The 20,205-nt window shown below is 51.0% G+C and carries 16 protein-coding genes; 15 read left to right on the forward strand and 1 reads right to left on the reverse strand.

The genetic code is table 11. The annotated features are described in order from the left end of the window. Positions 1 to 145: 145 nt before the first annotated feature. On the reverse strand, positions 146 to 1,810 hold the full coding sequence (locus KKH67_13190) for a methylmalonyl-CoA mutase (protein ID MBU1320135.1): 1,665 nt from the start codon (positions 1,808 to 1,810) through the stop codon (positions 146 to 148). 263 nt (positions 1,811 to 2,073) lie between these two features. On the opposite strand from KKH67_13190, the gene KKH67_13195 reads away from it, so the two are divergent. The 15 genes from KKH67_13195 to KKH67_13265 form a co-directional block, all read left to right on the forward strand. Beyond that, complete coding sequence (locus KKH67_13195) at positions 2,074 to 3,015, forward strand: histone deacetylase (GenBank protein ID MBU1320136.1); 942 nt, start codon at positions 2,074 to 2,076, stop codon at positions 3,013 to 3,015. A gap of 111 nt (positions 3,016 to 3,126) precedes the next feature. Beyond that, positions 3,127 to 6,408: a hypothetical protein gene (locus KKH67_13200; protein ID MBU1320137.1), complete on the forward strand. Its 3,282-nt coding sequence runs from the start codon at positions 3,127 to 3,129 to the stop codon at positions 6,406 to 6,408. A gap of 100 nt (positions 6,409 to 6,508) precedes the next feature. Then, positions 6,509 to 8,875 carry a DNA translocase FtsK gene (locus KKH67_13205; GenBank protein MBU1320138.1) on the forward strand — a complete coding sequence of 789 codons (2,367 nt, stop codon included), beginning with the start codon at positions 6,509 to 6,511 and terminating at the stop codon, positions 8,873 to 8,875. Between the two features lie 35 nt (positions 8,876 to 8,910). Further along, the gene (locus KKH67_13210) at positions 8,911 to 9,561 is read left to right on the forward strand and encodes an outer membrane lipoprotein carrier protein LolA (GenBank protein ID MBU1320139.1); all 651 of its coding nucleotides are present in this window, start codon (positions 8,911 to 8,913) and stop codon (positions 9,559 to 9,561) included. Between the two features lie 7 nt (positions 9,562 to 9,568). Continuing rightward, a complete protein-coding gene (rimO, locus tag KKH67_13215) occupies positions 9,569 to 10,882 on the forward strand; it encodes a 30S ribosomal protein S12 methylthiotransferase RimO (GenBank protein ID MBU1320140.1) in 1,314 nt (437 codons plus the stop codon). Positions 10,883 to 10,893: 11 nt separating this feature from the next. Next, complete coding sequence (locus KKH67_13220; protein ID MBU1320141.1) at positions 10,894 to 11,550, forward strand: lytic transglycosylase domain-containing protein; 657 nt, start codon at positions 10,894 to 10,896, stop codon at positions 11,548 to 11,550. Beyond that, positions 11,540 to 12,151, forward strand: coding sequence for a hypothetical protein (locus KKH67_13225; protein MBU1320142.1), 612 nt, complete (start codon positions 11,540 to 11,542; stop codon positions 12,149 to 12,151). The genes KKH67_13220 and KKH67_13225 overlap by 11 nt, the downstream gene beginning before the upstream one ends. Before the next feature lie 13 nt (positions 12,152 to 12,164). Further along, positions 12,165 to 12,947, forward strand: coding sequence for an outer membrane protein assembly factor BamD (gene bamD / locus KKH67_13230; GenBank protein MBU1320143.1), 783 nt, complete (start codon positions 12,165 to 12,167; stop codon positions 12,945 to 12,947). A gap of 5 nt (positions 12,948 to 12,952) precedes the next feature. Then, positions 12,953 to 13,531, forward strand: a complete 579-nt coding sequence (nadD, locus tag KKH67_13235) for a nicotinate-nucleotide adenylyltransferase (GenBank protein MBU1320144.1) — start codon at positions 12,953 to 12,955, stop codon at positions 13,529 to 13,531. Then, on the forward strand, positions 13,528 to 16,233 hold the full coding sequence (gene polA, locus KKH67_13240) for a DNA polymerase I (GenBank protein ID MBU1320145.1): 2,706 nt from the start codon (positions 13,528 to 13,530) through the stop codon (positions 16,231 to 16,233). Before nadD ends, polA begins: the two co-directional genes overlap by 4 nt. 28 nt (positions 16,234 to 16,261) lie before the next feature. Further along, on the forward strand, positions 16,262 to 16,870 hold the full coding sequence (gene coaE / locus KKH67_13245) for a dephospho-CoA kinase (GenBank protein MBU1320146.1): 609 nt from the start codon (positions 16,262 to 16,264) through the stop codon (positions 16,868 to 16,870). A gap of 63 nt (positions 16,871 to 16,933) precedes the next feature. After that, the gene (locus tag KKH67_13250) at positions 16,934 to 17,797 is read left to right on the forward strand and encodes a transketolase (protein MBU1320147.1); all 864 of its coding nucleotides are present in this window, start codon (positions 16,934 to 16,936) and stop codon (positions 17,795 to 17,797) included. A 9-nt stretch (positions 17,798 to 17,806) separates the two neighbouring features. Next, positions 17,807 to 18,769, forward strand: a complete 963-nt coding sequence (locus KKH67_13255; protein MBU1320148.1) for a transketolase family protein — start codon at positions 17,807 to 17,809, stop codon at positions 18,767 to 18,769. Between the two features lie 108 nt (positions 18,770 to 18,877). Continuing rightward, entirely contained in the window at positions 18,878 to 19,639 is a 762-nt protein-coding gene (locus KKH67_13260) for a C40 family peptidase (GenBank protein ID MBU1320149.1), read from the forward strand. Positions 19,640 to 19,657: 18 nt separating this feature from the next. After that, on the forward strand, positions 19,658 to 20,205 hold a 548-nt coding region (locus tag KKH67_13265), incomplete at its 3' end, for a hypothetical protein (protein ID MBU1320150.1).

The raw sequence follows: 20,205 nt of genomic DNA on the forward strand, positions 1-20,205 counted from the left end.
GAACAGTATCGTGGGACATTCAGCCGCTGGCCGGATGATCTCGAATAGGTGACTTCTGAGATCCGACAGAACATACATCGCCTGACGGCGACAAAAAACTGGAGATACCCCTTGACAGCTGCCTTCTCATAGGTGACCTACGGGGCTAGATAATCGGTGTCTCGATGTATTCGCCATAGATGATCTTCATCGCATCAACCATCTCGCCTTCGGTGGCATAACAACGCACACATTCGAGAAGGTGTGGCATTGTGTTGTCCGATCCGGCAGCGGCTTCTGTCAGATCAGCAAGGGCGCGCTTGACTTTGTCGTTATCACGCATGCCCTTTGCTTTCTCAATCGATTTCGCCTGGATGTCGTGTGACTTCGCGCCGTCGATCAAGAGCACAGGAATCTCTATCTTCTCGTTCTCCAGAATGAAGTCGTTGACGCCGACGGTTATCCGCTCCTTCTTATCGAGTTCACGCTGATAGATATAAGCGGACTTTGCGATTTCTCGCTGGAAATATCCCTCTTCGATGCCCCTGAGCACGCCGCCGATCTCATCGATCTCATCGAAAATCTTCATGCATTCCTCTTCGATCCGATCAGTCAGGGCTTCGACGAAGTACGAGCCGGCGAGTGGGTCGATTGTGTTCGCGACACCGGTCTCATGCGCGAGAACCTGTTGGGTGCGGAGCGCCAGCCGAGCGGCTTTGTCCGACGGAAGCGCGAGGGTCTCATCCATCGAATTCGTATGCAGGGATTGCGTTCCGCCAAGAATAGCCGACAATGCTTCCGTTGCTGTGCGCACCAGATTCAGTTCTGGCTGCTGAGCGGTGAGAGAGCACCCGGCTGTCTGAGTATGGAATCGAATCTTCCAGGACTCTTCTTTCTTTGCGCCATATTTCTCACGCATCCGTCGCGCGAAAATCCTCCGCGCTGCGCGATATTTGGCGATCTCTTCGAAGAAGTCGATGTGTGCATTGAAGAAGTATGATATCCTCGGTGCGACATCATCGACATCGAGACCAGCCGCCACCGCAGCCTCGACATAAGTGAATCCGTCTGCGAGTGTATAGGCAAGTTCCTGGGCTGCTGTGGCGCCAGCCTCTCTGATGTGATATCCGGACACAGAGATCGTATTCCACTGCGGCACGTGATCGGCGCAGAAGCCCATGATGTCGGTAATCAGTCGAATTGATGGTTCAGGAGGATATATCCATTCTTTCTGAGCAATGTACTCTTTCAGAATATCGTTCTGCAGGGTGCCCCTCAATTTGTTGAACGGGACTCCCTTCTTCTCTGCGACGATAAGGTACATCGCCAGCAAGATGTTTGCGGGAGCGTTGATCGTCATGGATGTCGAAATCTTACCGGTATCGATGCCATTGAAGATGATTTCCATATCGAGCAGCGAGTCGACCGCGACGCCGCATTTGCCGACTTCACCGAGTGAACGTTCATGATCGGAATCGAATCCCATCAAGGTCGGAAGATCGAATGCGACCGAGAGGCCGTGCTGTCCAGCCTTAAGCAGCATGTGGTACCGTTGGTTCGTTTCCTCCGGTGTGCCCATTCCGGAGAACTGCCTCATAGTCCACATTCTGCCGCGATACATTGATGCGTGGACGCCGCGAGTGTATGGATACTGGCCGGGATATCCGACGTCATTCAGGAAGTCGCGATTGCCGTTATCTTCGGGAGTGTAGAGGGGGTCGATGGGGGCCGAAGAAACGGTAACCCATTTTCTGTCGGTCCCGGACGACGCCTTCGCCTCCGATTCCCAAATCTTCCTTCTCTCTTCTATCTTCTTCATATCAGCATTCATGACCTGTCACCACGCTTAGTTAAGTTACTGTCAAACACAAATCAAACACATGCCCAAAACCTGCTGTCAATTGGTATCAAAGATAACACTTTGAGTTGCTCATATCAACGCCATATTTGATCTGAAGGTTCATCCTTTTCAGGAGGAGATCGAGACAGTACAACCCGCTTTAAGTCTTTCGATCAATCGCGAGCTTGACAGTCGTCGACTGAGTATGCTATATTTTCTATGAATGTGGCAAATCTCAACCTGAGGAGCTACTGATGCGGAAAGTCGGCTTTGTATATGATGATGCCTTCCTGCTGCACGCTTCTCAAAGCAGCCATCCGGAACATCCTGATCGTCTCAATGCAATAGTGGCATCCCTGAAAAGCGGCGGCCTGTGGGATAAACTCAAACACATAGAGCCTCACGCGGCATCGGTTGATGAATTGGAACTCATCCATTCGAAAGCCTACATAGAAGAAGTGAAGCAGACATCAGGGCGCGAGAGCGACTGGCTCGATCCCGACACATACGTGTGCAAAGATTCATTTAGAGTAGCGTCGCTCGCAGCCGGTGGGGTGATCGATGCTGTTCAAGAAGTAGTCCGTGGTGAAGTCGATTCGGCATTTTGTGCGGTGCGCCCACCGGGACATCATGCAGAAAACGATGCCGCAAGGGGTTTCTGCCTATTCAATAACATCGCCATCGGTGCGGCATACGCTCGCAGCAAGCTCGGTGTCGAAAGAGCAGCGATACTCGATTGGGATGTTCACCACGGCAACGGCACACAGAGTAGCTTCTATTCTGATCCCACCGTCCACTATACAAGTCTGCATCAGTATCCGTATTATCCCGGATCGGGAGCTGCCGCCGAAAGGGGAGCAGGTGATGGACTCGGATTCACACTCGACTTTCCGTTGCCTGCCGGCACGGGCGATGATGAAGTTATGGCTGCTCTGGAAGTCTTCTGGATCAAAGAGATGGACAAGTTTAAGCCGAATCTCATCATGATCTCGGCAGGGTTTGACGGCCATGCAGAGGATCACTTCGCCGACTGGCGGCTGACGGACAATGGATACATCCAGATCATGCGGATTGCTATGCGGTCTGCCAGAGCACATTGCGGTGGGAAGATTGTCTCCGTTCTCGAGGGTGGCTATTATCTGCCGGCATTGAGTCGATGCGTAGGTACTCACATCAAAGAGCTCCTTTCCAGCTAGTTCGTTATGTTTGGAACACGTGCGCGGGTGGGTGTATAATCACCGTGAGCATCATCTACCGAGCAGCTATTTTAGTTGCGACGATCCGGCCATTCTATTAAACTCACTGGCATGAGAACATCAGTTCTGGCATTGTTTTTATTGGCTCTTGTCTCTGTTGTGCCTGTAGCATACGGTCAGGATCATGTCTATCTCGATGCTGACCAGTCGGAGATCAAAGTAATCGATCGCGACAAGCTTGAGCTTCATTATTACGGCAACGTGAAATTCAAATACAAAGGTGCGGATCTTCAGTGTGACACCGCAGTCTGGTACGAATCTTCTGAAATTATCGAGTTCTGGAGCAATGTTGTATACAGTGATTCGATTCACAGTCTGAAGGCTCATTATCTGAAATACCTGCAAGCGGAGAATCGATTCATAGCTACCGGAGATTGCGAGCTGATTCAGAGGGATGAACGTGTCAAAATTCGCGGCGAAAGAGTTGCATTCGACAGGGAGACGGAGGAACTGCTCGTCACCGATTCGCCATATCTTGCTGTCGATTACGACGATCCGATTGCTATGATCGAGATCAGGAGCGACACGCTTCACTATGTCTCGCAAACGCGATACGGCAAAGCGATCGACAATGTCGAGATTGTCAAGGGGAGCATGCTCGCGACATGCAATATGTGCGAGTTCTTCCCCGATTCCAACCTGATACTCCTCGAAGGTAATCCCCATGCTCGCCAGCGGCAGAACGAACTTGAAGGCGATACGATGCAAATCCTGCTGAAAGAGAGGCTGTTGGATCAGATAGTGGTCCTTGGGGATGGTCTCGCGCTGTATCGGAAACCTGTCGGAGCAGACGATACGCTGTTCACCGAGAGCACGGTAGAGGCTAAGAAGATCACGTTCTTCCTGAAAGATGAAGTGATGGAGACGATCATCTCGGCCGGCAACAGTTACTCATGGTATACACCTGCCCCTGAGGATACAGTAGCCGAGGGCAAGAACGAGGCCTCGGGTGATTCGATTCTTCTCTATTTTGGAGCTGATGGGCTGCAAGCTGTCGAAATCAGGAACTCATGTGTCGGCAAGTTTTTTTCACAAATGGAGGTCGACTCCCTCGGATCAACAGTCTATAGAGATACAGTACTGTACGAAGCCTCTCGCCTCGACTACAACACGAAGGATCGCATAATCCACCTGATTCACGGCGCTAACATCAAACATCAGGCAGTGACTCTCGATGCTGACACTATCAAGTACAGCACAGTTACGAAGGATCTTCGCGCCTACGCCGCTTTGAAGATTGACGAGGATGATGAGGGGAATGTTGATTCTATTCTAATACCGGTAGTGCTTCGAGACGGACCGGAGGAAATGACCGGAGACCGTCTCGTTTACAATCTCGAATCGAAACGGGGGAAGGTGCGCGAACTCGACACCGAAATGGAGCAGGCATACTATCATGGCGAGGTTGCAAGAAAGATTGACGAGGATGTGCTTCTTGTCGAGAATGGTCGCTACACAACCTGTGACTTGAGCGTGCCGCATTTTCATTTCGGATCGAGCAACATGAAGCTAATCGAGGGCGACAGAGTAATTGCCCGGCCGATTGTGCTCTACATCGAAGGTCTGCCGGTGTTCTACGCGCCGTATTTCGTTTTTTCGATCAAGAAGGGGCGCCATTCGGGATTCTTGCCGTTCCGATATGGAAGCTATCAAAGCGGCCAGCGCAAATTCGAGAATGTCGGTTACTACTGGGCGATCTCCGACTACTGGGACCTCGAAACATCATTCGATGTAATAGAGGATTACGGAGTGAAGCTGAACGGCCAGGCGCGTTATGCTAAACGATATGTTATGAACGGCTGGGTGAGAGGATCGTATAATCGAGGTTCGGCAACTACCTTCTCAGGCAGGACCATCTCCAATCGCTGGTCTATGTCTGCCAACCATTCTCATACCCTCTCTCCGACTGCATCAATCTCTGGGAGCGGATCGTTTGTGTCTGACAGGAGCTATGCGACAGAAACGTCCAGCGACATCAATGAGCGCTTGAACCGGAACCTCCGTAGCCAGTTGAACTTCTCGAAACGCTGGGAGGGCAGCTCTCTTACAGCCGTTGTCCAGAGCACGAAAGATCTCGATCAGGAATCGAGTACGCTCACGCTTCCACAGGTCAGTTACAGACTCAATTCGCGGCGGCTCTTCAATCCACCTGAGAAATCGGATATATCTGAGCAACACTGGTACCACAATATCAGATTGACCTATAGCACGGACGCCAGGAGTTTTCAGTCAAAGCGGAAGAGTTCAGATGGGTTCAACTGGACAAAACATGCCAGGGCAACCCATCAATCGTCGATAAGTTCGCCTCAGAATCTCCTCCGTTACATCACAGTCAATCCGTTGGTGAATTACACCGAAAACTGGTTCGTAGTTTTCCCGACAGACCTTGCGACTGAAGATAGTCTTCGCACCGACAGGCTGCTGCGAAGTTGGACATCCAGTATGTCACTCTCTGCAAATATGAATCTTTATGGATATTTCTTCCCTCCGATCCCGGGCCTTGTTGGCATCAGACACACCCTGACTCCACGAGCCAGTTTCTCATATACACCCAAGAGTGATCTGAATACAGATGAGGCGCATTTCGTAGGAGCATCAACTGCAAGTGTGCAGAGTAAGGCAATGTCGTTCTCATTGACGCAGATATTCCAGATGAAATACCGTTCAGGAGAAGAGGAGCGGAAGCTCGATTTGTTCAACCTATCGTCATCCGCGAGCTACAACTTCGAGGCCGAAAGCCGCAAGTGGTCGAATCTGTCAACATCACTGAGGACAACATCAATTCCTCGACTGTCGGTGCAGGTTTCAACAGTGCATGATCTCTACAATCCGGTGACGTTGGATTTTGATCCTATTCACGCAAAATTGAAGAATATTAGTGTGAGCACGAGTTTCTCTATGGCGGTACGGGCGGGAATGCCATCCCCGGCCGATCTCGGTGATCAAGTCACGGGAATCGGTGTGCCCTCCTTGCGCAGAGGATGGAGCGTCAATGTCGGCCATCGGTATACGGAGAATCGCAATCTCCTCTTTGACAATAAGACTATTACTCACTGGATTACGACTTCTGCTCGATTTGACCTCACCGAGCACTGGAATGTCAATATCGACCAGAACTACGACATTCGTCGCAAGATCATTGTCAGCCGATCTATCAATGTTTACCGCGACCTGCACTGCTGGGAGTTCATGTTCTCATGGGTACCGAACGGCAGCCTGAAAGGCTATTACTTCAAGATCAATGTCAAGCAGATTCCTGAAATTGAGTTCAAGACAGAGGATTCACCGACCGGACGGTCCTTCTTTGATCAGATTTCACAGACGACATTCTAATCTGGAGTCGCGCAGGAGAGTCGACAACAGAACGCTTCTTGTGGCTTTCAAATAAGTACTTTTTGTTGACGCAAGGCTCCGTTCCGGGTAAATTTGACACATGATTTTGGGCTACCTCAAGCGGATTCTGGGACTTAATCGCCTCTCGCCGAAACGGAAGCAGGAGGTGATCGGCTTGCTGATGCTGCTGATTGCTCTACTGACGCTCGGCAGTCTGACGAGCAAGTCCACGGGTGATGAGCTGTACTTCCAGCCGGGCTCGACTATGTCGATCGACGAGCTGAATCCCGAGAACAGCGTCGGATATGCTGGGATGGTATTTTCACACTTTGCGTATCAGTTTTTAGGGTTACTATCGTTCTTTGTGCCGGTCTGGTTCGGTTTATGGGGCCTGCGATTGCTTTTCAAATGGGACAATGAGAAATACTTCAAACGATTCTATTACGCATCAGGGTTGTTCTTTGCGATTTCGACGCTTGTGGCATTGTCTGCGGTCAATCCTCCTCTCAGAAATGTGAATTATGTCTCAACACTCGGCGGGCTGATGGCGCATCTGGTGGCGAGCCTCTTGTCACGGCTATTCGGTTCCGTCGGCACTGTTCTGATCTGCATAGCAGCGGGATTGATCTTCCTGTCGCTGCTCATCGACTGGCGTCCCCGCAAATGGGAGCAGAAGGCTCGCGCAATTCCCGGCAGGATCAAGGCCTGGTTCGGGGGGATGTTTGAAGGCTATAGTAGAAATCCCAAGCGAGCTAAGTCGCGGGCGACTGATGATGGGCCGCCTCTGTCGATCTGGCAGCGGATCAAGGGGTTCAATCTTGATTTCCTTAGGCCAAGCTATGAGGAAAAGTGCGATGAACCGCAAGAGCCTGACTCTTCGTATGTTCGCTCCAAGACGCCGCCCCCGTCCGAGAATTTCGCTGCAGACATCAAGAAAATTCAGGAAGCAGCATTGAAGCGTGAAGAGGAGGAGAAGAAGGCTGGGAAGATGCCCAAAAAGAAGACATCGCAAAACCCTCAAGTCGTTGAAACACAAGCCGGTGAATATGTCTTTCCGAGTCTTGATCTGCTGGAGGATAACCCTCAGCCCGTACAATCTGTCACCTCATCGGAACTTCAGCAGACAGCGGATGATCTTTTGCGAACCCTCAAGACCTTTGGGGTCGAAGTAGAGGGGGGCAAGATCGAGAAATATCCCGGTCCGGTGATCACGCGGTTCGAATTCAAACCCGGTTTAGGGATAAAAGTAAATCAGATCGTTAACCTGTCGGATGACCTCGCTCTTGCACTGAGAGCCAAGCGGATCAGGATTATTGCTCCGGTGCCCGGCAAGGCGGCTGTCGGAATTGAGATACCGAACAGAAATCCACAGATGGTCTATTTGAAAGACATTCTCGAATCAGATGATTACGGTGATTCCTCTGTAAGATTGCCGATGGCTCTCGGTCGCACAACTTCGGGCGAGCCGTTTGTGGCCGATCTGGCGGCTATGCCGCACTTGCTCGTGGCGGGTGCGACGGGATCGGGCAAGAGTGTCTGCCTGAATGTTCTCATTACAAGCTTGATCTATCGGCATGATCCGACCAGCCTCCGATTCCTTCTTATTGATCCCAAAATGCTGGAACTATCCGTTTACAAAGGCTTACCTCATCTCGAAAGACCTGTCGTCACAACCCCTCGGAAGGCGGAAAGCTTACTGAATGATGCCGTTGGTGAGATGGAGTCGCGGTATAAGAAGCTCGCGTCCGAGAATGTACGTAATATTCAGGATTACAACACGAAGGTCGGCGACGCCAATAAGCTGCCGTACATCGTGATTATGGTGGATGAGCTTGCCGATCTCATGATGAGCAATACATCTACGAGGACTGAGACATTGATAACACGCCTTGCACAGATGGCTCGTGCAGTCGGAATTCACCTCGTGCTCGCGACTCAGCGTCCATCGGTCGATGTGATTACCGGGCTTATAAAGGCGAATTTCCCCGCTCGCCTCGCATTCCAGGTTGCGACAAGAATAGACTCCCGGACCATACTTGACGGCAATGGTGCTGAGAAGCTGCTTGGGCATGGTGATCTGCTCTTCCTGGAGCCGGGCCAGCCGGAACCGGTGCGAATCCATGGTGCCTATGTATCATCTCTGGAGACTACCGCGCTCATGGAGCATATGAAAGAGCAGCAGGTCGAGATTCCGAAACTCAACAACTTTACAGAAGAGACTTCCGCTCAGAGGCAGGCTGATCTTGGCACTGACCCGCTTCTGAAGGAGGCTGCCGAACTGGTCGTTCGCCACAAGCAGGGCTCTGTTTCGTTGCTGCAACGACGGCTTGGAATCGGCTACCAGCGCGCCGCACGACTGATAGATCAGCTCGAAGAGAAGAAGATTGTGGGCGTATATGACGGATCGAAGGCGAGAGAAGTCCTGGTCGACGAGCTGTATCTTGGCACATTGCTGAAGAATGATTGAGCAAAGCACGCTCTTTTTTTGTATAATACGACAGTATGAAAACGATACCACGTACAGGAATTCTGCTTTTGTTGTTCCTGCTGATAATGTCGGGGCAGTCATCGGTCAATGCTGATAACTCTGCCACGATTCTCAAGAGTCTGCAGGAGAGATTCGAGAATTTGATCGACATGGAGATCAGCTTCAAGCAGGAGGTGAATTCGGGTGTCTTCTCTTCGGTCGAGCGCACTTCGGGAAAGATGTATCTTGCGAAGGGGGATAAGTTCCTGATCCAGACGGAAGATCAGACGATTTCGTCCGATGGAAAGCTGCTTTGGGTATATTCGAAGGAAAACAAGCAGGTAACGATCGACAAGGTCTCCAACGTGCGCGACCTCGTTCGTCCCAGTGACTATTTGTTCTCATTCAGAGAATCATATTCACCCTCACTTCTACCCGACACTACTCTTGGCAAAATCGCATGCCGCGTCGTTGAGCTGGTGTGCAACGAGAAAGACGAGTTCATCCAGAAAATGACGCTATTCATCGGCGGAGATGATCGGCTGACCCGCCGCGCGGTGTACGTCGACATCAACGGCAATGTCGTCACAATAGACTTCTCCGATCTCAAGGTAGACAATGGTCTCCCCGAGAACATGTTCGAGTTCAAGACGCCCAAAGGCGTTGAAGAAATTCGCATACCGTGAGCCCACAATGAACCCCAAGGTGTTTATCAGGAATCTCGGCTGTCCAAAGAACGAAGTCGATGGAAATGTTATGGCTGCATATCTGAAACGCTTAGGATGCGAGTTGGTTTCAACTCCATCACGCGCCGACGTTCTTGTCGTGAATACCTGCGGATTTATCCGGCAGGCAAAGGAGGAGTCGATTGACGAGATACTCGATCTCTCACGGTACAAGTCCATCGGCAGACCTAAGAAGCTCATCGTCACCGGCTGTCTGGTGCAGCGATACAGGGAGGAGCTGGCCGCGGGGATACCGGAAATCGACCACTTCCTTGGGATCGGGGATCTGAGAAATATCGCGAATGTGATCGTATCTGAAAATGGCAAGCGCACGTATACCGGCGTGATCACGAAGCGGTATCAGGTTCACGATGTGCAGCAACTGCAGCAACCGAGGAGCTACGCGTACATCAAGATATCGGATGGTTGTGACAATATGTGCAGTTACTGCGCGATTCCGTCGATACGTGGCCGCTTTCGGAGCAGACCGATCGCGGATATCATCAGCGAAGCTGAATATCACATTTCAAACAGGGTCAGAGAGTTGATCCTGATCGGTCAGGAGACTACTCGTTACGGCAAGGACACCTACGGACGGGCAGCCCTGCCGACTCTGCTGAGTCGATTGCTCGAAATGAACACGAGAACCCTGTTCAGGATTATGTATGCTCATCCGAATAGCGTTACGGATGATCTGATACAGGTCATGGCATCAAGTCCACAGATAATTCCGTATCTTGATCTGCCATTGCAGCATATTTCAGATCGCATGCTGAAACTTATGAATCGGAAAGTCACATCAGCTCATATCAGGGATCTCATTGATAGACTTCGCAGTACGGTCCCGAATATCACGCTGAGGACTACTTATTTGATAGGACATCCGGGCGAATCCTCGGCTGACTTCGAAAAACTGTTGCGTTTTCAGGAAGAGTTTGATATCGAACGGGTGGGTGTTTTCGGATATTCTCCTGAAGAGGGGACGCAGGCTTATGGACGGAGTGGACGAGTCAGGGAGAACACTATTTCCAGACGGGTTGATTCGCTGATGATTCTTGTCCAGGAGCAATCGCTCGACAGGAATAACGCTCTGATGGGTTCGACGCAGAATGTGATCATCGATGGTCCCGCATCGAACGGCACGGTCTGGGGTCGACTTCTCTCTCAGGCACCGGAGATCGACGGGAATGTGCTGCTCGACGGGTCATTCCGCCGGGGCAGCATAATCAAGGCTCGTGTAACGAGAGCAGAGGCTTACGATCTGTACGCCGCTGCCGACTGAAAGGAGCTGAAATGCCGATGCGCGAAAAGATGGTACGGATTACGGGACTTGCCATGTCCCGACCTGTCGCCTTTGTTTTCGCTCTCATATATGTTTTTCAGTCGGCGACTATATTCTATTTGCTGACCGAGAAGTACGAGAATGAGAAGCTGATCCAGTATCAGCAGTCAAAAATAGAGCAGCTCGAGGAGAAACTTAAGATTCTCGATATAATCGAAGATTTCCAAATCGGCATGCGGCCATCCGAAATAGGCACTCTTGCCAATGTAGTTTATAACGAGAGCCGCAAGTATGGTTACGACCCCTTGCTGCTACTGGCTCTGATTCAGGTAGAAAGCTCGTTCAAGAAGGAACAGGTTTCGAATATGGGAGCTATCGGGCTGATGCAAGTCAAGCCTTCGATTGGCTCAGATGTCGCGAATCGACGAGGCATAGACTGGCACAACAGAAGCATGCTTCTGGAGCCGGACTACAATGTCGAACTCGGAAGTCTGTACCTCTTTGAGCTGGTTCTCAAATTCGGAGATCTGAAAGAGGCGATTACGGCCTACAATATCGGGCCGACGCGCCTGAGCAGATTGCAGCATGACGACATCACTCCACCGAACGCATATTTGGCGAAAGTCCTTAAGAAATACCGGAGCTTGAAGGCAGAATATGATTCATAGATCTGTGTTTCTCCCTGCGGCGATAATACTTGCATCGGTGACAATCCTGCCGCTCTGCACTGTGATTGCCGCTGACACGAATGATGAGTTTGTCAGGCGGAGTCTAGAGAGTTATTTTACCGAGGCGCTTGCGATGTTCCCTGCAATACCCTCCGGGCAGATCTATATCGACTATTCTCCTCCCGCGATAGATAATCTGAACGTCTCGGGATCTGCCCTGAGTGCGGCCGTTCGAACCAATGGGATGGTCCGGTCATTTGATTCCAGTTCAGGTGTGGGCTTGCAGTTTAGTCTGAGAGATATTCAGTTTCGATACGATTCTCGCGATGGAGGACTGTTTACTCGCGGAGATATTTGCAGGGTGTTGTCAGTGTCGGGACGTTTCAGTGTTGTGGAAGAGAATGCATCAATCTGGGAGGACTATCTCGTGAGGGAGTATTCGGAACAGATTGATCTTTCTGAGAAAGAGGAGATCGAACGGAATTCTTCGCAGTTGTTCAACGCGGAACTTCCCCCTGGTCCGATACAGAAAGTCTGGGAGCCAGTGATCGTTACGTCAATCGTCGGAGGATTGGTATATCTGTTTTTTGCATCAAGGTAAGGAGAGCTGAGTCATGCATAGATTGTATCTCGCAGTAGTAATTCTTGTTCTGATAGTTGCCGGTTGTTCATCGATTGGGAATGTCCGCAAGGATAATGCGGAAGACCAGTATGAGACTGCCAGGAGCCTCTATGAAAGAGGCAAGTATTTCCACGCAGCCGAGGCATTCCGCCTGATGATCTTCAACTATTCAGGCGTCAGCTATATCGACTCGGTTCAGTATTTTCTCGGGATGTGCTATTTCAATGATAACGACTATATTCTTGCTGTGTCCGAGTTCAGACGACTGGTGAGGAACTTCCCGACGAGTCCGCTGGCTGACGACGGTCAATTGATGATATGCAAGTGTTTCTATCTGGCGGCTCCTGAAAACACCGGCCTGGATCAAACAGAGACCAACACTGCGCTAACCGAGATTAAGAACTTCATCGAGGATTTCCCGCAGTCGCCTCTTATCGGAGAAGCCAAAGAGCTGTTGACCGAATGTCGCGGCAGGATCACGAAGAAGCTCTTTGAAAGCGGCCAACAGTACTATCGAATGGGGATGTACACCTCGGCCCGGGTCTACTTCGAGGAGATCGTCGCTGAATATGAATCCCCTCAGTGGCGTGGTTGTGCTCTGTATCTGCTGGCTGAGATTGACGCCAAGCAGGGGAAGTATGCCGACGCTGAGTTGAAGTTGAACAACTTTCTGCAGGCGTTTTCCGGGCACAAGTGGGAGAAGAAGGCCAGATCGAAGCTGGAGAAAATCCAGACTGAGACGGACCATTCTTCAGTGGCATCCGACACGATATGAGTGGCATGAGAATTGGAATTGGAGGAGGTGTATTCGACCCGATTCACACCGGGCACCTTTTCCTATTCAACGAATGCGCCGATCGTCTAGCTCTGACCAAAGTACTGCTCGTCCCCACATACAAGGCAGTACACAAGATCTCCGATGCCATCTCTGCGTACGCTGATCGCCGCGAGATGGTGCGTATTGTTTGTGAGAATGATGAGAAGTTTGAACTCTGCGAAGTCGAGAAAGAAGCGGGTGGCCCCTCATACACTCTTGACACGATTCGTTCGCTCAAGAAGCTCTATCCGGATGCAGAGTGGTTTCTTATTGTCGGGCTTGATAATTTGGAAAAGATGGAAGATTGGCATCAGCCGGATCGGATTTTCGAGGAAGCGAATATTGTGGTCGGTTCCCGCCCTGTCGATTCAGCACCCGTCGACGCCAAGTACAGGGACAGGGTGATCTGGTTGGAAATGCCGAAGCTCGATATCTCCTCGACCGTTCTGCGCGAACGACTCAGATCCGGCCGCAGCATCAGATATCTTGTGCCGCCGGAGATCGAGGACTATATCTTGACGCATAAGTTGTATGTGAAATGAAGAAGAGCTTGTATCTCATCGACGGTTCTGCCCTTGCTTACCGCGCCTATTTCGCACTGATTCGCAATCCCCTGATCACAGCGAGAGGTGAGCCAACGTCAGCGGTTTATGGCTTTCTCAGTTCGCTTTTTCGTGTTCTTGACGAGTTTCATCCAAGCCACTTGCTTGTTGTTTTCGATACGGCAGCCCCGACTTTTCGACATGATCTGTATTCCGAGTACAAGTCTACTCGCGCCAAGATGCCCGACGACATGGCTGATCAATTGCCTCGTTTAAAAGAGGTGCTCGATGCCATGAATGTTGCCCGCATTGAGCAGGAGGGATTGGAGGCGGATGATCTTATTGGCGCTTATGCCACCACAGGAGCTGAAGAGGGTTATGATGTAGTTGTTGTGAGTGGTGACAAAGACTTCACTCAGCTGGTTTCTGACAAGATCACAATGTTGTTGCCGGGCAAAAGCGGCGACGATCTGCAGCGTCTTGACCGCGAAGGAGTGAAGGAAAAGATGGGAGTCTATCCCGAGCAGGTCATCGATCTGCTCGCCATTATGGGGGACTCCTCGGATCATGTTCCGGGGATTCCGGGTGTCGGACCAAAGACCGCCCTGCCGCTTCTGGAGAAACATGGTTCTCTGGAGGCTGTTCTTGCGGCTGCGGAGCAGATCGAGGCCAAAGGGCTGAGGCGAAAAGTAACCGAGGGACGCGAAAGCGCAATACTATCGAAAGAGCTGGTGACCATCCTCACCGATGTCGATATCCCTCTCGGATTTGATGATCTGGAGATCAAGCCGTGGGATAACGAGCGAGTCGGTGAGCTATTCAAGACTCTTGAGTTCAATCGATTTCTCGACAGGTTGGGTGATGCGGCTGCAAGCGCTCCGGAGCAGAAGAGCCCTGATTTTAAGCAGGATTACAGAGAGCTTTCGACTCTCGAGGATCTCGAGAAGCTGTTGGCTCGTGCAAGAAAGAAGGGTGAACTGACATTTGACACCGAGACGACAGGTCTCGACCCGCTTACTGCGGACCTCGTCGGATTGTCGTTCTGCGTAGATGAGGGTGAGGCGTTCTATCTCCCCGTTGCACATGAGGGATACGTTGGCAATCTGCCACTCGACAAGGTCATCGCATTGCTCGACCCTGTGCTGTCTGATGATTCGATTGCCAAGTGTGCGCAGAACGCCAAGTACGACTATCTCGTCATGCGTCGGGCCGGTATCATCACTCAAGGGATAGCCTCTGATCCAATGATAGTCTCATATGTTATTGATCCATCTTCCCGCCAGCACGGCCTCTCGCATCTTGCTGAAGAGCATCTCGGCTACAAGATGCAGCCAATCACAGATCTGATTGGGTCGGGGAAGAAGCAGAAGTCTTTTGCGACGGTGCCGGTGGATAAGGCCGTATTTTACTCCGCTGAAGACGCAGACTGCACCCTCAGAATCAAGAATATTCTCGAGCCGAAACTCTCTGAGTTGGGACTTGAATCGCTCTATCGCGATATCGAAATGCCTCTTGTTGTTGTCCTTGCCGACATGGAACGAGAAGGGGTGAATATCGATGTGCCCTTTCTGAAGGAACTGTCGCAGATGATGGAGTCGGAACTCGAAGCCTACACGGCCAAAATCTATCGATTTGCCGGTGAGGAGTTCAATATAAACTCACCTCAGCAACTTTCCACCATCCTGTTTGAGAAGATCGGTCTCAAGCCGTTGAGAAAGACAGGCAAAAAGACCGGGTATTCTACCGATCAGTCAGTTCTGGAGAAGCTGAGCGAGGAACACCCTCTTCCGCGGCTGATTCTTGAATTCAGACAGTTCGCGAAGCTTAAGAGCACTTATGTCGATTCGCTTCCCGCTTTGATAAACAAGACAACAGGAAGAGTGCATACTTCCTATAATCAGACCGTGGCTGCAACGGGTCGTCTATCATCATCCGATCCAAACCTACAGAATATTCCGATTCGAACTGAGCAGGGCGCACAGATTCGAAAAGCATTTGTGCCACGTGACTCTGATCATGTGCTTCTGTCAGCAGACTACTCGCAGATCGAGCTACGAATAATGGCTCACTACGCCAATGACAAGACCATGATTGAGTCATTCAGGCAGGGAGAGGACATACATGCCCGTACCGCATCGGAAGTATATTCCGTCGATCTCGAGGATGTCACACCAGATATGCGGAGACATGCCAAGACTGCGAATTTTGCCGTGATTTACGGTGTCTCGGCGTTCGGACTGTCGCAGCAGTCGAATATGAACGTGACTGAGTCGTCGGAGTTCATCGACACATATTTCAAACGATATCCCGGTATCAGAGACTATATGGATGAGCATATAGAGTTTGCCAGGCAGAACGGCTATGTCAGGACGCTTCTGGGGAGGCGAAGATACATCCCGGACATCGAGTCCAGCAACCGCACAGTTCGCCAGTTTGCCGAGCGAACAGCTATCAATACGCCGATTCAGGGCACTGCCGCAGATATGATCAAATTGGCGATGATCGCAATTCACGAGAGACTTGCTAGTCTAACTTCAAGGATGATATTGCAGGTTCACGACGAACTGGTCTTCGACGTTCATAAGCCCGAACTGAAAGAAGTACGCGATATCGTCCGCACAGAGATGGAGAGTGCTGTGAAACTGAAGGTGCCGCTCAAGGCTGATATGGCGACTGGCAACAACTGGCTCGAATGCAAATGATCCTGTTTACTTCAGTAAGAGAAACCCGATGATCACTGTCGGAGTCTACGGACGGATTGGCTCCGGGAAAACGGAAGTCACCAGGATTTTTGCAGAGAACGGCGCCGCCGTAATCTCTGCGGATCAGATAGGTAAGGATGTAGTAGAGAACGATCCTTACGTTCTCGAAACTCTCGTGAAGGCATTCGGTATAGGCATTCTCGACTCAGACGGCAAGCTCAACCGCCGTGCAACAGGCCGAATCGCATTCTCATCTCCCGAAAACCGGGCGCGGTTGGACAGCATTGTCCATCCTCCATTACTCAGAGAGCTGAGAGCGCAGATAGATGGTTACAGAAAGTCAGGCGATTTTTCGATTGTTGTTGTGGACGCCGCGCTGATCCTCAACTGGGGCCTCGAATCGGAGCTTGATGTGCTCGTTTGTGTGACAGCGCAACGACAGACTGTGATTGATCGACTTGTTAAGGGTGGACTGAGTAATGATGAGATAAATGAGCGCCTCGATGCGCAGATCGCAACAGATATTCAGGCAGCCAGCGCCGATTTTGTGATCGAAAATGACGGTTCGCTCGATGAATTGAGACGCAATGCCAAGAGGGTATTCGAGCAGATCAGGACGAGAGAAAATACTGTTTGACACCCATTGCTGTGAGACTATATTCCGAAGTTGATAAATTCTTCACAAAGACGGGAGGGATGTTTGAACCCGTTCAGCTACGATTTAGAACAGCTTAAGCAGAAGACTCTCGACATTCGCAGGGACATTATCACGATGCTGGTCGAGGCCAAATCGGGTCACTGCGGAGGACCGCTGTCATGCACGGATTTCGCGACTGCTCTGTACTTTAATTACATCAATCACAATCCTGACAATCCGGACGATCCCGATAGGGACGTCGTGGTCTATTCGATCGGTCATGTCACTCCGGTCAATTACTCAATCCTTGCGGAGTGCGGCTATTTCCCACTAAGAGATCTGATGAAATTCCGGAAAATCGATGGCCACCTCCAGGGACATCCTAACAAGCTTGATACGCCCGGGATTGAGGCATCAACCGGGTCGCTCGGGCAGGGGATATCAATATCGGTCGGCATCGCAAGCGCATTCAGGATGGACAGTAAGCCTAACCGAGCGTACTGCATTTGCGGTGACGGTGAGCATCAGGAGGGTTCCATCTGGGAGGCGGTGATGGCTGCCGGAAATTTCGCTCTTGACAACATCTGTGTGATACTTGATCTGAACAATGCACAGATAGACGGCCGAATGGAAGACATAATGGACATCAATCCCATAACTGACAAATATCGCGCATTCAAATGGAATGTGATTGAAATAGACGGTCACGATCTTCAGCAAGTACTTGGCGCTCTCGACGAGGCGAAAACTGTGAAGGGAAAGCCGACTGTCATTATCGCCAAGACGGTTATGGGAAAGGGCGTGTCATTCATGGAGGGCGACTACAAATGGCACGGAATGCCGCCCGACAGAGAACAGGGCGAGCGAGCTTTGCACGAACTCGGAACAACATACGATGAATGGTCGCAGCGACTGCTGTCGAGCTGAGGAGAAGAAATGGTAGTCAAGGAGCGCGCAACCGTGGAGAAAAAGAAAACTCGCGTTGGTTTCGGAAAGGCTCTGCTCGAGTTGGGCCGCGAAAATCCGAATGTTGTTGCGGTGACGGCGGATGTTAAAGGTTCGGTGAATGTCCATTACTTCGCCGAAGAATTCCCGGATCGGTTCATCAATTGTGGAGTGGCAGAGCAGAATGCCTGCAATATCTCGTCCGGGCTCGCTCTGGCAGGGAAGATACCATACTTTGCCGCGTATGGTTGCTTTGCTACATCTCGCTGCCTCGATATGATAAGAACTACTATCTGCTATGCTAACTTGAATGTGAAGATAGCCGGCAGTCATGGTGGCTTGCTGACAGGTGAAGATGGCGCGAGCCATCAGGCACTGGAAGAACTCGGACTGATGCGCGTGCTGCCGAATATGACAGTTGTCATTCCGTGCGATTACTGGGAGGCTTTCAAGGCCACCAAGGCTGTCTCCAAGGTGAATGGACCCTGTTACCTGCGCCTTGGTCGAGCGGATGTGCCTGTGCTGACCGAAGAGACCGCTCCTTTCGAGTTGGGCAAGGGAGTCTTGATGCGCGATGGCAGCGATGTCGCGATCGTGGCGTGCGGAGCCATGGTTTACGAAGCCTTACGGGCTGCAGATATTCTTTCAACCGAGGATGTGGAAGCGCAGGTGATAAACATCCACACAGTCAAGCCGATCGATCGGAAGATTCTCACCGATGCCGCAAAGAAGTGTGGTGCGATTGTAGCCGCCGAAGAACACCAGATCTATTGCGGACTCGGCAGCGCTGTCGCGGAAGTCGTCGTCAGGCACGCTCCTGTGCCCATGGAGTTTGTCGGAGTCAACGATCAGTTTGGGATGTCGGGCAAGGGACCTGATCTCCTGGTCAAATTTGGTCTGAAAGACGTGAACATCGCTGACGCTGTCAGGAAAGTCATAGCCAGAAAGCGTTAGAATCGATTATCAATGCACGTTGAGCTGGATGGCAGGCTTTGCGCTGTGAGTTGAATTGCAGTCCATTTTCTATTGCATTAATCCAATAAAATTCGGATAATTGACCTTATGGGTAGAACTTTGAGAGTTGATGTACCGGTTCTCGATATGTGGTCGAAGCCTAAGTCAAATAGTGAGCGAGTCAACCAGCTCATTTGCAATGAGACTGTGACGCGCCTTTCCGAGACGGGTGACTTTGTCCGCATCAGATGCGAGGATAGCTACGTTGGGTGGGTGCGAGCGGATCATCTCCATGCAGACATAATCTCCGCGCACTCCTGGTTTGTTGATGTTCCGGTGGCGTCACTTCTGGATGGCAGCACCGGAAGATTTGTCGGGAAGCTCTCATTCGGTACCAGAATTTCCATTTTGGAGAGGACTGAGACATTTGGCCGCATCAATTTTCGAGGGAAAGATGCATGGATATCTCTTGGGTGCGTCAGCAGGAAACCTCGTTCAAAACAGGCATGGCGCAAGATCAAGAGTTATCTTGAAAACCTCATCGGCACTCCGTATCTCTGGGGCGGCAGGTCCGGTTTCGGCCTCGATTGTTCCGGCATTGTGCAACTTGTGTTCAATAGTTGTGGTTACAGTCTGCCGAGGGATTCGTCGGATCAGAGGAAGTCAGGCAGGAGAGTCTCTGTCATGAATCTGAAGCCGGGGGATTTGATCTTTTCTCCGGGGCATGTGAGCATCTATTACAGATCAGGGCAGATAATTCATTCCTCAGCAAAAGCCGGCGGGGTCTTCGTGGAAAATCTGATGCCCGGATCATCCAATTGTCGGAGTGACATATTTGAGAAGATTGAGTTGGTCAAGCGTCTACTCTGACACTGTCGCGGAGTTGTGATGCAATTCACTGCAGAACTTCAAACTGTTCACCTGAAAGAGACTTTTCGGACTTCAAAAGGGGAGGCAGACTCCAAGGTCGTTTGCGTAGTCAGATTCGGCACAGCGCTTGGCGAATGCTGCCCGTCGCTTCATTATGGGTACTCCGCTGAAGATTGCTGTGATGTGATTAGTCCCTCATCATTTGAATTCCCAGCCGATCCACTCCAGCTGTCTGTCGCACTCGACACCGTTAAGACTGAGGCTGGTCTCAGATATTCACTCCTTGCCGGTCTCGATATTGCCCTTCACGATTTTGCGTCACGATCAGCGAATCAACCGCTCTGGGAATACCTGGCGCTGCCGAATCCATCGGGGCGAGAGAGCTCTTACACCATATCAGTGGATGCGCCCGGGATGATTGAGAAACGACTCAAGAGTGCGGAGGACTTCCGAATTCTGAAACTCAAACTCGGCGGCGAATACGATCAGGAGAACCTGGAACTGCTGGGACGTCAGCGTGGTCGCACGGTGAGAGTCGACGCCAATGGGGCTCTTGATCTGAACAA

It is taken from the genome of Candidatus Zixiibacteriota bacterium (assembly GCA_018820315.1).
Classification (GTDB): domain Bacteria; phylum Zixibacteria; class MSB-5A5; order JAABVY01; family JAHJOQ01; genus JAHJOQ01.